The sequence below is a fragment of the Metabacillus litoralis genome (assembly GCF_007994985.1).
Classification (GTDB): Bacteria; Bacillota; Bacilli; order Bacillales; family Bacillaceae; genus Metabacillus; species Metabacillus litoralis.
This window is the reverse complement of sequence record NZ_VOQF01000003.1, coordinates 247,594-261,511: the sequence shown is the minus strand read 5'-3', so window position 1 is coordinate 261,511 and position 13,918 is coordinate 247,594. Positions and strand designations below refer to the sequence as shown.

Below are 13,918 nucleotides of genomic sequence, written 5' to 3'. Positions count from 1 at the left end.
CGAGTATGTATGAGCTTTTTTAAAAAATTAAAAGAAAAAATCACACAGCAAACAGATTCTGTTACAGAAAAATTTAAAGATGGTTTAACTAAAACAAGAGATTCATTTGCAGGGAAGATGAATGATCTTGTAGCAAAATATAGAAAAGTTGATGAAGATTTTTTTGAGGAACTTGAGGAGCTTCTTATAAGCGCAGATGTTGGTGTTGCAACAGTAATGGATCTGATTGATGAGCTGAAAATGGAGGTTAAACGACGAAATATCCAAGATACAAAAGAGGTTCAGTCAGTTATCTCTGAGAAGCTTGTTGAGATTTATGAAGGTGATGAGGATGAGGAGAAATCTAACAGCTTAAATCTTGAAGCAGGGCGCTTAAATGTTGTTTTATTTGTTGGAGTTAATGGTGTTGGCAAAACAACAACTATTGGTAAATTAGCTCACAAGCTAAAGAACGAAGGAAATTCTGTCCTTTTAGCTGCTGGCGATACTTTTAGAGCAGGTGCAATTGAGCAGCTTGAAGTATGGGGTCAACGCGTTGGAGTAGACGTTATTAAGCAATCTGAGGGTTCTGATCCTGCTGCTGTAATGTATGATGCTGTACAAGCAGCTAAAGCCCGTAAAGTAGACGTGCTACTATGTGATACTGCTGGAAGACTCCAAAATAAAGTTAATTTAATGAAGGAGCTTGAAAAGGTAAAACGTGTTATTGAAAAAGAGATACCTGGAGCGCCACATGAGGTTTTACTTGTTTTAGATGCTACAACTGGACAGAATGCAATGACTCAAGCAAAGCAATTTTCACAAGCAACTGATGTCTCAGGTATTGTACTAACAAAACTGGATGGAACAGCAAAAGGTGGAATTGTGTTAGCAATTAAAGGTGAATTAGATATTCCGGTTAAATTTGTCGGTTTAGGTGAAAAAATGGATGATCTACAAGAATTTAACACAAATCAATATGTTTATGGTCTTTTCTCAGAGATTATTGAAGAACAGGAAAAAGAAGAATAGATAAAGAAGTCAAGTTTGTATAATGTTTTTCTACATTGTATAAATTTGACTTTTTATTTTTAGATTCAATATTATCCGGAGTCTAAATTGTATCCTCTGTTTAAATTACAAAAAAAGTACTTGTTTAAGGATAATATGTTTTTACTTAAAGCAACAAAGCTTACCTAAATAGACTTCATATAGTTTATACTTGACAAGAAAAAGCTACATATGTAGAATATTAAGGTGTAAAGGTAATTCACTTAACAAAGGGGTGACGACATGACTCTTGAAAAAACGACGAGGCTGACTTATCTCTTTGATTTTTATCAATCGTTGCTAACGCCTAAACAAAAAAGCTATATGTCGTTATACTATTTAGAGGATTTCTCCCTTGGTGAAATTGCGGAAGAGTATGATGTAAGTAGACAAGCTGTTTACGATAACATTAAGCGTACTGATGCAATGCTAGAGCAATATGAAGAAAAGCTATTACTTTTTCAAAAATTTCAAGAGCGTCAAAAATTAATGACAAAACTTCGTGAATTTTCGTCTGAAATGGAAAATCAACAAGAGTTTGATACATTACTAAATGAACTTGAGAAATTAGATTAGGAGGCGGCATTTATGGCATTTGAAGGATTAGCCGACCGACTGCAAAATACGATGGCGAAAATACGCGGTAAAGGAAAGGTTTCTGAAGCTGATGTAAAAGAGATGATGCGGGAAGTTCGCCTTGCTCTATTAGAAGCGGATGTTAACTTTAAAGTTGTGAAAGACTTTATTAAACGCGTAAGTGAACGTGCTGTTGGTCAAGAGGTAATGAAAAGCTTAACACCAGGCCAACAGGTTATTAAAGTTGTTAAAGAAGAACTAACTGAATTAATGGGTGGAGAGCAGAGTAAAATTGCTGTTTCAAATCGTCCACCAACAGTCATCATGATGGTTGGTTTACAAGGTGCTGGTAAAACAACGACAACTGGAAAACTTGCAAATCTATTACGAAAGAAACATAATCGTAAACCGTTGTTAGTGGCAGCAGATATTTATCGTCCTGCAGCAATTAAACAATTGGAAACGTTAGGTAAGCAGTTAGATATGCCTGTGTTCTCTTTAGGTGATCAAGTAAGTCCAGTTGAAATTGCAAAAAAGGCTCTTGAACATGCCAAAGAAGAGCATCATGACTATGTGTTAATTGACACAGCCGGTCGTCTTCATATAGATGAGCATTTGATGGAAGAACTCGAACAGGTAAAAGCTATTGCAAAACCTGACGAAATCTTCTTAGTGGTTGATGCAATGACAGGTCAAGATGCTGTAAATGTAGCAAAGAGCTTCAATGAATTGCTCGGCTTAACAGGGGTTGTTCTTACAAAACTTGATGGTGATACACGTGGTGGAGCGGCATTATCAATTCGTTCTGTTACTGAAACGCCTATTAAGTTTGTAGGTCTTGGTGAAAAACTAGACGCAATCGAAGCATTTCACCCTGAACGAATGGCTTCACGTATTTTAGGTATGGGTGATGTTTTAACACTTATTGAAAAAGCTCAAACAAATGTTGATGCTGAAAAAGCTAAAGAGCTAGAACAAAAAATGCGTACGGCATCCTTTACTTTTGATGATTTCCTTGAACAGTTAGGTCAGGTACGAAATATGGGTCCATTAGAAGATCTAATTGGCATGTTACCTGGTGCTAATAAGATGAAGGGTCTCAAAAATTTACAGGTTGATGAAAAACAGATAAGTCATGTTGAAGCAATTATTAAGTCAATGACAGCTGCAGAAAAAATCAACCCTGAAATGATGAATGCTTCACGTAAAAAAAGAATTGCAAAAGGCAGTGGAACTTCTGTTCAGGAAGTAAATCGACTACTGAAGCAATTTGAAGACATGAAAAAAATGATGAAACAAATGACAACTATGTCAAAAGGTAAGAAAAAAGGCATGAAATTCCCTTTCATGTAACAAATTTTGTGGTAATTTAGTCATCAGAAATTGACCGCGGAACTCAGATTTTTATGGTTTTTACAAAGGGATTTTCTTCTGACAAGAAAAAAACCTTTACATCATATAATTTATTTGATAATATACTATCTTGTTGAAATATTTTCGGAGGTGCTTTATAAAATGGCAGTTAAAATTCGTTTGAAACGTATGGGATCAAAAAAGTCTCCCTTTTATCGTATTGTAGTAGCAGATTCTCGTTCACCACGTGATGGACGTGACATCGAAGTAGTTGGAACATACAACCCAGTTACTCAACCAGCAGAAGTTAAAATCAATGAAGAGTTAGCATTAAAATGGATGCAGGATGGTGCTAAACCTTCTGATACAGTTCGTAACTTGTTCTCTAAACAAGGCATTATGGAAAAATTCCATAACGCAAAATTTAGCAAGTAATGAATGTGAATGAGATGAAAGAGTTGATCGCAGTTATTGTTAAGCCACTAGTTGATTCACCAGAGAATATTGAAATAACTGAACTTGTTCAGGAAGATCAAATTACGTTTCGTCTATCTGTTCATAAAGATGACGTTGGCAAGGTGATTGGCAAACAAGGACGTATAGCAAAAGCGATTCGTTCTGTTGTATATGCAGCAGGATCTAATTCATCTAAAAGAATTCAACTTGAAATTAACGACTGAAAAAGGTGAGGAAGATTCCTCACCTTTTTTTGATAGGTAAGAACGTAAATTTAGTGTTTAGCTCAAAGGGCCCAAGCAGGTCTCTTGCACTTTTCTTGTACTATAGAGATAGATAGAAATAGAGATGAAGGAAAATATAAGTTACTTGAAGGTTTATTGTTGTATGAAGCTTAGTAGGGGAGGAACAATAATGAATATACTCCACCACGTAACGGTCAAACAGACTATAACTGAGACAAGTAAACAAGAATTAATAAAACAGTTTACAGAAAAGAAAAAACGGTTAGAACAAGAATGTGACCAATTGTATTTTGAATATAAGAAAATCGAAAAAACGAGTAAATCATTAGCAACTCAATATCTTAAAGAGATAGATAAAAGACGAGAGAAAATTAAGCTCGTTGAATTTCAGCTAGAGCAAGTCAATATCTTACCACTTGGTAGCGAGTTAAAAGAAAAAGAAGTGGAAGCAATAATAGAAGTAAATGTTGGTGATAATTGGTCAGAAATAATGAAAGAAAAAACAATTGTAATTAAAGATGGAATTATAGATCAAATACGCCTGAGGTGATAATTATGGCAGAAAAATGGTTTAATGTAGGAAAGATAGTAAATACACATGGAGTTAGAGGAGAAGTTCGTGTTATTTCAAAGACGGATTTCGCAGATGAAAGATATCAGCCAGGAAATAAACTATACATATTTAAAGAAAACTCTGAGGAACATCTTGAAGTAGTAGTTGTTAGTCATCGTGTTCATAAAAACTTTGACTTATTGACTTTTAAAGGAATGAACTCTATTCAAGATGTTGAGCCATTTAAAGGTTCATTATTAAAAGTAACAGAAGATCAATTGACTGAGTTAGATGACGGAGAGTATTATTTCCATGAAATTATTGGATGTCAGATGTTTACAGATGAAGGGCTTGAGATTGGTGTTATCCGTGAAATCTTAGCTACTGGAGCAAATGATGTTTGGGTTGTGAAAAGAAAAGAAGGAAAAGATCTACTTGTACCATATATTGATGATATTGTTAGTGAAATTAATATTGAGGATAAGAAAATTATCATCACTCCTATGGAGGGATTACTAGACTAATGAAGATTGACTTTCTAACACTTTTTCCTGAAATGTTTCAAGGTGTTTTAAATGAATCTATCTTAAAAAAGGCACAAGAAAAAGCTGCAGTAGAGTTTAGAGTAATGAATTTTCGTGATTATTCCACAAACAAACATCATAATGTTGATGATTACCCATATGGTGGAGGAGCGGGAATGGTTTTACAGCCACAACCCATTTTTGATGCAGTGGAAGATATTAGAAATAAAACAGATTCAAAACCTAAAGTTATTCTTGTATGTCCTCAAGGTGAGAGGTATACACAAGAAAAAGCAGAGCAACTTGCTAAAGAAGAACACCTGTTGTTCATTTGCGGCCATTATGAAGGCTATGATGAGCGTATAAGAGAAAATCTTGTTACAGATGAGATTTCTATTGGAGATTTTGTATTAACAGGAGGTGAGCTTGCTTCTATGGTCATAGCAGATAGTGTTGTTCGTCTGTTACCAGGTGTTTTAGGAAATGAAGATTCACCTGTACTTGATTCTTACAGCTCTGGATTGTTAGAGCACCCTCATTATACTAGACCAGCAGATTTTAGAGGTCTAAAGGTTCCAGATGTACTTCTTTCAGGAAATCATAAAAAAATAGCAGAGTGGCGTGAGGAAGAGTCTCTTAGAAGGACCTTTAATAGAAGACCAGATTTATTAGATTCTTACCCACTAACAGAAAAGCAACAATCATTTATAAAAACCTTAAAAAATGGGAACTAACTATTGCAGGACAATAGTCTTTATGGTATGATGAATCTCGTGACTTGCTCAAGGAGGCTCCTTGTGGGTGCTTTCAGAGAGGGCAGGCGTTAAAACGATGTTCCGCTGCAATGAATATATTGGAATGAGCGTCTGTTGGAAGGAGTTGAAAACGATGCAAAAACTAATTGAAGAAATCACAAAAGAACAATTAAAATCTGATCTTCCTGCATTCCGTCCTGGTGATACAGTGCGTGTACACGTTAAAGTTGTAGAGGGTACTCGTGAGCGTATTCAGGTGTTTGAAGGTGTTGTGATTAAGCGTCGTGGTGGTGGAATTAGTGAAACATTTACAGTTCGTAAGATTTCTTACGGAGTAGGTGTTGAGCGTACTTTCCCTGTACACACACCAAAGATCGCGTTATTAGAAGTAATTCGTCGCGGTAAAGTTCGCCGTGCTAAACTTTACTACCTACGTCAATTACGTGGTAAAAAAGCGCGTATCAAAGAAATTCGATAAGATAGCTTAGTTTATGCTAAGTCTCAAATATATGGGTCAGCTAACTGTCCGTATAGTTGAAAAGGAGCTTGTTATTTAACAAGCTCCTTTTTCAATAGGTTATTCTTAAGGCTATAAATTAATTTGTTCCTTTCAAAAATTGAAAAAACAGCCTCAAAGGACTGACTTCAAGTTCAAGGTGAACAACAACTAAGTTCAAGTTTAACGATATCTTAAAAACTTCTATTACTACATTTGTAATAGGGTATAGTACTATATAGACTGTGGTTATAATGATTGCTAGAGTAGGTGAAAAAATGACAAAAAAGAAAAATGAGCTACTTGAATGGATAAAGGCACTTACAATAGCTGTATTACTAGCAGCTATTATAAGATATTTCTTTTTTGCTCCAATCGTAGTTGATGGATTCTCCATGATGCCGACTTTACATACGCAAGATCGAATGATCGTAAATAAGTTTTCTTATAAAATTGGTGAACCAAAACGTTTTGATATTGTAGTATTTCATGCTACTTCAGATAGAGACTATATTAAAAGAGTAATTGGTTTACCAGGCGATACTGTTGAGTACAAAGATGATACCCTTATTATTAATGGAAAAGAATATGCTGAACCATATCTTGAAGATTATCAAAATCAACTTATCGATGGGCCATTAACTGAACCCTTTAATTTAGAAAGCATCATTGGTCAACCCACAGTACCAGAAGGTCATATATTTGTTATGGGAGATAATAGACGGCAAAGTAAGGATAGCAGACATATTGGTACTGTTCCAATAGAAGAGGTTATGGGTAAAACAAGCTTGGTTTATTGGCCAATATCAGATATAAGATTAACTGAGTAATGTAAAGAAGGTGTTTTTATGACAATACAATGGTTTCCAGGACATATGGCTAAAGCAAGAAGGCAAGTAACTGAGAAAATTAAACTAATTGACATAGTCTTTGAACTTGTGGATGCTAGAATTCCAATGTCTTCAAGAAATCCAATGATTGATGAAATTATTTCAACAAAGCCACGCATTGTTTTGTTAAATAAAGCAGATAAAGCTGATGATTTTATTACAAAGCAATGGATCTCCTATTTTAAAGAACAAAATATTCCTGCAATTGCTATTGATGCGCAAACTGGTACTGGTTTAAAACAAATTACAGCTCTCTCAAAAGTATTATTGAAGGAAAAATTCGATAAAATGGCTGCTAAAGGAATAAAACCTCGTGCGATTCGGGCATTAATTATCGGAATACCTAATGTAGGAAAATCTACTTTAATAAATAGATTAGCCAAAAGAAACATTACAAAAACTGGAGATAGACCGGGGGTAACCACGGCTCAACAATGGGTAAAGGTAGGAACTGAATTAGAGCTTTTGGATACACCAGGAATTCTCTGGCCAAAATTTGAGGATGAGTTAGTCGGCTATAAATTAGCCACTACAGGTGCTATTAAAGATGCTATTTTAAATCTTCAAGATATTACTGTATTCGCTTTAAGATTTTTAAAGGATCATTATCCCAATCGATTACAAGAACGGTATAATTTAGAAGAGCTACCAGAAGAGATAGTTTCTTTATTTGATGAAATAGGTAAAAAGCGTGGTTGTATGATGCAAGGTGGCTATATTGATTATGATAAAACATCAGAGCTTATTTTAAGAGAAATTAGAGCGGATAAGTTAGGGAGACTATCATTTGAAACACCATCACAATTTGATCATGAGGATTAAGCTTTAGATAAGCATAAATAGTTTTAGGACGGTTGACTCTGTTAGTTAGGGTCAACCTCTTTATTTTTTATGTACTTTGACGATATATAAAGTATAAATTTATGAAAATGTAAAAAAAGTGTAGGGGAAAAACTAATGACATTAACTACAAAAGAAGTACAACAAAAATTAGCTAGTATCAAAAGTGAAGATGATCCCTTTCTACTAGAGTGTAAAAAGGATAGTAGAAAAGGTGTTCAACAACTTGTAGAAAAGTGGTATAAGAATGAAGAAGTAGAGAAGCGAAAACAACAACAATTTTATAGTATGTTGCGTTATGAGCGTGAGGCTCGTACAAAAGGCTATAGATTACTTGCAGGTATAGATGAAGTCGGTAGAGGACCGCTAGCAGGCCCTGTAGTTGCTTCAGCTGTTATATTGAAGGAAGATTGTTACATACCGGGTTTAACTGATTCTAAGCAGCTCACAGCTACTGTGAGAGAGCACTATTTTGAATTAATAAAAGAAAATGCAGAAGCTATTGGTATTGGAATTGTTTCACCAGAAATAATTGATCACATTAATATTTATGAAGCAACTAAGCTAGCCATGACAGAAGCAATTAAGGACTTGAAAATAGACCCAGATTATTTATTACTTGATGCGATGAAATTAGATATACCTATAGATCAACAATCTATTATCAAAGGTGATGCAAAAAGTGTGTCTATTGCTGCGAGTTCTGTAATTGCAAAGGTTACTAGAGATCGTATGATGATGAATCTTGCTCATGAGTATCCTCAATATGGATTTGATAAACATATGGGATATGGAACTAAAATTCATTTAGAGGCACTAAAGCAATATGGTGTAACTGAGTATCATCGAAAAAGTTTTGCCCCAGTTAAAGCATTGCTATAAGAATAGGAGAATAATAATGAATCCCATAAATGCATTTTCAAATCTCCTTAAACATAGTGTTACGTTGTCACAATCAAGAAATAACTTATCTTTAAAAGAAAATCAAATCGTTCAAGGCAGAGTATTGAAATTATTTCCTGATCAAAAGGCATTGATTCAATTAGGTCAATCTAAGCTTGTTGCACAGCTAGAAACGTCAATTTCGACAAATGAGAATTATTGGTTTAGAGTAGGAGGTTCAATGAAACAAGGAATTTCCTTAAAAATGTTAAAACAGGTTGAATATGATAAGAATTCGAAGCAAGAGGCTACGAGAGATTTAGTGCAACTATTTCATCAGAAACCTTCAAAAGAAAATATTCTACTTGCTAAGCAATTATTGAAAGAAGAGTTACCAATTACAAGTCAGCAGTTTAGTGCAGCTATAGAAGTTATTAAACATACAAACAAACAAGCAATACCTGAGACAATAAGAGCAATTCAATATGCTATAAAAGAAAATTTCCCAATATCACAAGGGATAATCAGGGCTTTAGTTCAAGCACAAACGGATATACCCTTAACTAATCAAATTAATTCACTTATTGATTCATTACAAAAAGTGGAAGGGGAAAGTCCTAATATCTCGCATTTGACACAATCATTAGTAAAATTGAAGCAATATCCAGTGAATAATTTACTAGAAAAAGTAATAAATTTTATTGGTAATCCAGAACTTCATAGAGATCTTACTAATAATGAACAACGTACTTTAGCTCAATTAAATATAAAATTGCAAGATGTACAAGTACTCAATCAAGTTAAGGGAGAAATAATAAATTTACTTGATACAAGTGAGCAAGTGACGAAACAATCAGTAATACAAAATTTAAATGGATATGTTAACTTACCAAAATTGTTAAGTGAATTTGAGTCCGATTTTATAAATAAGATCGCTACTGAAATGACGAGTTCTATTACTAAGGATGAAGTGCTAACAAATTTATTAAGTCTTGAGAAACAATTAGGTCATGTTAAATTATTTTCACAAGTTAAGATTGGGAGCGAAGATAAAAACAATATCCAATCTTTAAAAGAATTATTAATTATAGCTAGTAAAGAAGTGGATTTTCCTGTTCTAAAAGAACAAATGGAGCATTTAGTTCAACGTTTACATGGTCACTCACTACTAACGCAAGATCATGGTCCAACACAGCAAATTTTTACACAAATACCACTTTATTTTTTAGATCATCAATCAGATTTAACGATACAATGGGAAGGAAAGAAACAAAAAGATGGGAGTATAGACCCATCTTTTTGTCGAATATTCTTTTATTTGCAATTACCTAAATTAGCCGACACGATGATTGATGTACAAATTCAAAATCGAATTATGACAATTTCTATTACAAATGATCATAGTGACCTAAAGGAGTTCGTTTTAAGAAAAACTGATTTATTAAAGCAATCTTTAGCTGAGATGAACTATCAATTAACCTCAGTAAGTGTAAAGCCTTTTGAATTAACTAATAAATCGGATAAGCCAATTAAGTTACTAACGAATAGTCAGGGTAATTTGTCGTATACAGGAGTTGATCTCTGGATATGAGTAAAAATGAATCAAAGAAAGCAGTTGCTTTAAAATATAATGCTGAAAAAGAACAAGCACCAATAGTTATCGCAAAGGGGAAAGGACTTTTAGCTGATGAAATCGTAGAAACAGCACAGAAGCATCAAGTCCATATACAAGAAGATCCAGCACTAATTGAATTATTATCAAAGTTAGAAATTCATCAACAAATACCAGATGAATTATATGAAGCAGTTGCTGAGATTTTTGCCTTTGTTTATCAACTAGAAAATGATCTGAAGAAAAAATAAATAATTAAACCTTGTGCATCAGACCCCTATAAAACCTACAGGGGTCTAAAGGACTATTAGAAGAGAAAAAAGTAAAGAACTATTTAAAAAAATTTTCTTTATAATGAAAATCGTTTATAAACTCACTAAAATAGCTTTATACTAAAAAAATAAAAATTTAATTTAAAAAAGGATTTTACTATTTTGTGTGGAATTATAGACAATGTTCAAACTATTATATAAAATGAAAGCGCAGTCTAATTTTTATTCTTGCAAATAGGTTAGGAGGATGGCAAATGAATATCCATGAGTACCAAGGAAAAGAACTCCTTCGTAAATACGGAGTGTCTGTACCAAATGGACAAGTGGCTTTTTCAGTAGATGAAGCGGTTGAAGCTGCAAAAGAACTTGGAACAGAAGTAGTGGTAGTTAAAGCTCAAATCCATGCAGGTGGACGTGGAAAAGCTGGTGGGGTAAAAGTTGCTAAAAACCTTGAAGAAGCACGTACATATGCTGAAGAAATTTTAGGGAAAACTCTTGTAACACACCAAACAGGTCCTGAAGGTAAAGAAGTGAAACGACTTCTTGTTGAAGAGGGCTGTGATATTAAGAAAGAATATTACGTAGGTCTAGTATTAGATCGTGCTACATCTCGAGTTGTTCTTATGGCTTCTGAAGAAGGTGGAACAGAAATTGAAGAGGTAGCAGAGCAAACTCCAGAAAAAATCTTTAAAGAAGTAATTGATCCTGCTGTAGGATTACAAGGCTATCAAGCTAGAAGAATTGCTTTTAATATCAATATTCCAAAAGAACTAGTTGGGCAAACGGTTAAGTTCATGATGGGATTATATAAAGTATTTATTGAGAAGGATTGCTCTATTGCTGAAATCAACCCATTGGTTGTGACTGGCGATGGAAAAGTTATGGCACTTGACGCTAAGCTTAACTTTGATTCAAATGCATTATACCGTCATAAAGATATAGTAGAATATCGTGACCTTGAGGAAGAAGATGCAAAAGAAATTGAAGCATCTAAATACGATTTAAGCTATATTTCATTAGATGGAAATATTGGATGTATGGTAAATGGTGCAGGTCTTGCGATGTCTACTATGGATATTATTAAATATTATGGTGGAGATCCCGCAAACTTCCTGGATGTTGGGGGCGGTGCAACTGCAGAGAAAGTAACAGAAGCATTTAAGATTATTCTGTCTGATGAAAATGTTAAAGGTATTTTTGTAAATATCTTTGGTGGAATCATGAAATGTGATGTAATTGCAGAAGGTGTCGTAGAAGCAACAAAACAGGTTGGCTTGGAAATACCACTTGTAGTTCGTCTTGAAGGAACAAATGTTGATTTAGGGAAGAAAATTTTAAATGAATCTGGATTAAATATTACTTCTGCAGAGTCGATGGCTGACGGCGCACAAAAAATCGTTTCATTAGTAGAGTAAGAAAGGCAGGGGACAAACATGAGTGTATTTATTAATAAAGATACTAAAGTAATCGTACAAGGTATTACTGGATCAACTGCTCTATTCCATACTAAGCAAATGCTTGAGTATGGTACAAATATTGTTGGTGGTGTTACACCTGGTAAAGGTGGCACTGAAGTAGAAGGAGTGCCTGTTTTTAATACAGTTCAAGAAGCGGTTCAAAAAACTGGTGCAAATGCATCTGTTATTTATGTACCTGCTGCTTTCGCTGCTGATGCAATTATGGAAGGCGTAGATGCAGAACTTGATCTTGTTATTTGTATCACAGAGCATATACCTGTATTGGATATGGTAAATGTTAAGAGATATATGGAAGGTAAAAAGACACGACTAGTAGGACCAAACTGTCCTGGAGTTATTACACCTGATGAATGTAAAATAGGTATTATGCCTGGATATATTCACAAAAAAGGTCATGTCGGTGTTGTATCACGTTCAGGAACACTTACTTATGAAGCTGTACACCAATTATCACAAGCTGGGATTGGTCAATCAACGGCTGTGGGTATCGGTGGAGATCCTGTTAATGGTACGAACTTTATTGATGTTCTTGAAGCATTCAATGAAGATGAAGACACTTATGCAGTCATCATGATTGGTGAAATCGGTGGTACTGCAGAAGAAGAGGCTGCAGAATGGGTTAAAGCTAATATGACTAAACCTGTAGTAGGCTTTATTGGTGGTCAAACAGCACCTCCAGGAAAGCGTATGGGTCATGCTGGAGCAATTATTTCAGGTGGTAAGGGTACAGCTGAAGAAAAGATTAAAACAATGAATGAATGTGGTATTAAAGTAGCTGATACACCTTCTGTAATGGGTGAAACTCTTATCTCTGTTTTAAAAGAGCAGGGGTTATTAGAAAAATGTAAAACACATTAATTTTAAAATAGGAGCAGGTTCTAACCTGTTCCTATTAATCATGTTTAAAATGAGGAGAGGCCAAAGTGAATGGTGTAATAAAGAAAGTTTTTTTATTAGCACATTGTAAAAGTGTGAGTAACCAACTTATTAATAATCTACTAAAAATTGACCCAATGTTAACTAACTTTTTACAGTTCAAAGAAATAGAGTGGACACAATACTTGAATATTCAATCACAACAAGCAAATCTAATTAGACAGGAATATAATAGCCTCTGTTTTGAACAACTAAATGACCAATATAACCGTGATAATATCTCCTTTACAACTACTTTTCAAAATAATTATCCCATTTTGTTAAAACAAATTGCTGATCCTCCACCAATACTTTTCTATAAAGGAAATATTAGCTTAGCGAGTTATTCAAAATTAATAAGCGTTGTAGGAACCAGATTTCCTTCTCAATATGGAAGATTAGCATTACATCATATCTTAAAACCACTTATTAAAGTTAATTGGGTGATTGTTAGTGGTATGGCTAAAGGTATTGATACAATTGCACATGAAGCAGCTTTGTCCAACAATGGTAAAACGATAGCGGTTATTGCAGGAGGGCTAAATCATGTGTATCCAAAAGAAAATATTTCACTGTCTGAAAAAATAATTTCTTCACATTTATTACTTTCTGAACATCCTCCAGATACTAAACCCCAAAAATGGCATTTCCCAATGAGAAACAGGATAATTAGTGGTGTATCAATTGGTACAATTGTCATACAAGCAAAAAGAAGAAGTGGTTCTCTTATAACTGCACATCAAGCTCTAGAGCAGAATAGAGAAGTATTTGCAGTTCCTGGTTCTATTTTTGAAGAATGTAGTTCAGGAACAAATGAACTAATTTTAAGTGGAGCTAAACTTGTTAGAAAGGCAGAGGATATCAAAGATGAATTTCAATTTTTTGATTAATTGTTGAGTAAGATATAGCATTATCTGTAATTTTAGTTAAAATATTCATGTTCTTTCGTAGTAAAATGGTATATGATAGGTATAATTTCTTTAATATAGTTTGACAAAACATAAAATTATATTTAATAATAGTGGAGATTTAGAAAGTAATT

Annotated in this window: 17 protein-coding genes; all 17 read left to right on the top strand. The window is 34.1% G+C overall.

Going from position 1 to position 13,918, the window contains the following annotated elements:
- Positions 1-9 precede the first annotated feature (9 nt).
- The 17 genes from ftsY to dprA all read left to right on the top strand — a co-directional run bounded on the left by ftsY (position 10) and on the right by dprA (position 13,766).
- Positions 10-1,011, top strand: a complete 1,002-nt coding sequence (gene ftsY, locus FS935_RS06290) for a signal recognition particle-docking protein FtsY (RefSeq protein ID WP_146946732.1) — start codon at positions 10-12, stop codon at positions 1,009-1,011.
- Between the two features lie 261 nt (positions 1,012-1,272).
- The gene (locus tag FS935_RS06285; protein WP_146946731.1) at positions 1,273-1,605 is read left to right on the top strand and encodes a putative DNA-binding protein; all 333 of its coding nucleotides are present in this window, start codon (positions 1,273-1,275) and stop codon (positions 1,603-1,605) included.
- 12 nt (positions 1,606-1,617) lie between these two features.
- Complete coding sequence (ffh, locus tag FS935_RS06280) at positions 1,618-2,958, top strand: signal recognition particle protein (protein ID WP_146946730.1); 1,341 nt, start codon at positions 1,618-1,620, stop codon at positions 2,956-2,958.
- Positions 2,959-3,120: 162 nt separating this feature from the next.
- Entirely contained in the window at positions 3,121-3,393 is a 273-nt protein-coding gene (gene rpsP, locus FS935_RS06275) for a 30S ribosomal protein S16 (RefSeq protein WP_146946729.1), read from the top strand.
- Between the two features lie 14 nt (positions 3,394-3,407).
- Positions 3,408-3,638 carry a KH domain-containing protein gene (locus tag FS935_RS06270; protein ID WP_146947082.1) on the top strand — a complete coding sequence of 77 codons (231 nt, stop codon included), beginning with the start codon at positions 3,408-3,410 and terminating at the stop codon, positions 3,636-3,638.
- 190 nt (positions 3,639-3,828) lie between these two features.
- Positions 3,829-4,209: a YlqD family protein gene (locus FS935_RS06265; protein WP_146946728.1), complete on the top strand. Its 381-nt coding sequence runs from the start codon at positions 3,829-3,831 to the stop codon at positions 4,207-4,209.
- 5 nt (positions 4,210-4,214) lie between these two features.
- Positions 4,215-4,736, top strand: a complete 522-nt coding sequence (gene rimM / locus FS935_RS06260) for a ribosome maturation factor RimM (protein ID WP_146946727.1) — start codon at positions 4,215-4,217, stop codon at positions 4,734-4,736.
- Positions 4,736-5,470 (top strand): tRNA (guanosine(37)-N1)-methyltransferase TrmD, encoded by a 735-nt coding sequence (gene trmD, locus FS935_RS06255; protein ID WP_146946726.1) that lies wholly within the window; start codon positions 4,736-4,738, stop codon positions 5,468-5,470. The genes rimM and trmD overlap by 1 nt, the downstream gene beginning before the upstream one ends.
- A 154-nt stretch (positions 5,471-5,624) precedes the next feature.
- A complete protein-coding gene (rplS, locus tag FS935_RS06250) occupies positions 5,625-5,969 on the top strand; it encodes a 50S ribosomal protein L19 (protein ID WP_146946725.1) in 345 nt (114 codons plus the stop codon).
- Positions 5,970-6,265: 296 nt separating this feature from the next.
- Positions 6,266-6,817 carry a signal peptidase I gene (gene lepB, locus FS935_RS06245; protein WP_146946724.1) on the top strand — a complete coding sequence of 184 codons (552 nt, stop codon included), beginning with the start codon at positions 6,266-6,268 and terminating at the stop codon, positions 6,815-6,817.
- An 18-nt stretch (positions 6,818-6,835) separates the two neighbouring features.
- Complete coding sequence (gene ylqF / locus FS935_RS06240; RefSeq protein WP_146946723.1) at positions 6,836-7,699, top strand: ribosome biogenesis GTPase YlqF; 864 nt, start codon at positions 6,836-6,838, stop codon at positions 7,697-7,699.
- Between the two features lie 135 nt (positions 7,700-7,834).
- Positions 7,835-8,599: a ribonuclease HII gene (rnhB, locus tag FS935_RS06235; RefSeq protein ID WP_146946722.1), complete on the top strand. Its 765-nt coding sequence runs from the start codon at positions 7,835-7,837 to the stop codon at positions 8,597-8,599.
- A 16-nt stretch (positions 8,600-8,615) separates the two neighbouring features.
- The gene (locus FS935_RS06230) at positions 8,616-10,190 is read left to right on the top strand and encodes a hypothetical protein (protein ID WP_146946721.1); all 1,575 of its coding nucleotides are present in this window, start codon (positions 8,616-8,618) and stop codon (positions 10,188-10,190) included.
- Complete coding sequence (locus FS935_RS06225) at positions 10,187-10,462, top strand: EscU/YscU/HrcU family type III secretion system export apparatus switch protein (protein WP_146946720.1); 276 nt, start codon at positions 10,187-10,189, stop codon at positions 10,460-10,462. The genes FS935_RS06230 and FS935_RS06225 overlap by 4 nt, the downstream gene beginning before the upstream one ends.
- Before the next feature lie 275 nt (positions 10,463-10,737).
- Entirely contained in the window at positions 10,738-11,898 is a 1,161-nt protein-coding gene (gene sucC / locus FS935_RS06220; RefSeq protein ID WP_146946719.1) for an ADP-forming succinate--CoA ligase subunit beta, read from the top strand.
- A gap of 18 nt (positions 11,899-11,916) precedes the next feature.
- Positions 11,917-12,819, top strand: a complete 903-nt coding sequence (sucD, locus tag FS935_RS06215; protein ID WP_146946718.1) for a succinate--CoA ligase subunit alpha — start codon at positions 11,917-11,919, stop codon at positions 12,817-12,819.
- 65 nt (positions 12,820-12,884) lie between these two features.
- A complete protein-coding gene (gene dprA, locus FS935_RS06210) occupies positions 12,885-13,766 on the top strand; it encodes a DNA-processing protein DprA (protein ID WP_240050832.1) in 882 nt (293 codons plus the stop codon).
- Positions 13,767-13,918 lie beyond the last annotated feature (152 nt).

What these genes read in the sequence shown, in the direction of transcription:
- rpsP (WP_146946729.1), top strand. Translation starts at nt 3,121, where the DNA reads ATGGCAGTTAAAATTCGTTTGAAACGTATGGGATCAAAAAAGTCTCCC.
- FS935_RS06270 (WP_146947082.1), top strand. Translation starts at nt 3,408, where the DNA reads ATGAAAGAGTTGATCGCAGTTATTGTTAAGCCACTAGTTGATTCACCA.
- lepB (WP_146946724.1), top strand. Translation starts at nt 6,266, where the DNA reads ATGACAAAAAAGAAAAATGAGCTACTTGAATGGATAAAGGCACTTACA.
- trmD (WP_146946726.1), top strand. Translation starts at nt 4,736, where the DNA reads ATGAAGATTGACTTTCTAACACTTTTTCCTGAAATGTTTCAAGGTGTT.
- FS935_RS06285 (WP_146946731.1), top strand. Translation starts at nt 1,273, where the DNA reads ATGACTCTTGAAAAAACGACGAGGCTGACTTATCTCTTTGATTTTTAT.
- ftsY (WP_146946732.1), top strand. Translation starts at nt 10, where the DNA reads ATGAGCTTTTTTAAAAAATTAAAAGAAAAAATCACACAGCAAACAGAT.
- rimM (WP_146946727.1), top strand. Translation starts at nt 4,215, where the DNA reads ATGGCAGAAAAATGGTTTAATGTAGGAAAGATAGTAAATACACATGGA.
- sucD (WP_146946718.1), top strand. Translation starts at nt 11,917, where the DNA reads ATGAGTGTATTTATTAATAAAGATACTAAAGTAATCGTACAAGGTATT.
- ffh (WP_146946730.1), top strand. Translation starts at nt 1,618, where the DNA reads ATGGCATTTGAAGGATTAGCCGACCGACTGCAAAATACGATGGCGAAA.
- FS935_RS06230 (WP_146946721.1), top strand. Translation starts at nt 8,616, where the DNA reads ATGAATCCCATAAATGCATTTTCAAATCTCCTTAAACATAGTGTTACG.
- rplS (WP_146946725.1), top strand. Translation starts at nt 5,625, where the DNA reads ATGCAAAAACTAATTGAAGAAATCACAAAAGAACAATTAAAATCTGAT.
- sucC (WP_146946719.1), top strand. Translation starts at nt 10,738, where the DNA reads ATGAATATCCATGAGTACCAAGGAAAAGAACTCCTTCGTAAATACGGA.
- FS935_RS06265 (WP_146946728.1), top strand. Translation starts at nt 3,829, where the DNA reads ATGAATATACTCCACCACGTAACGGTCAAACAGACTATAACTGAGACA.
- FS935_RS06225 (WP_146946720.1), top strand. Translation starts at nt 10,187, where the DNA reads ATGAGTAAAAATGAATCAAAGAAAGCAGTTGCTTTAAAATATAATGCT.
- ylqF (WP_146946723.1), top strand. Translation starts at nt 6,836, where the DNA reads ATGACAATACAATGGTTTCCAGGACATATGGCTAAAGCAAGAAGGCAA.
- rnhB (WP_146946722.1), top strand. Translation starts at nt 7,835, where the DNA reads ATGACATTAACTACAAAAGAAGTACAACAAAAATTAGCTAGTATCAAA.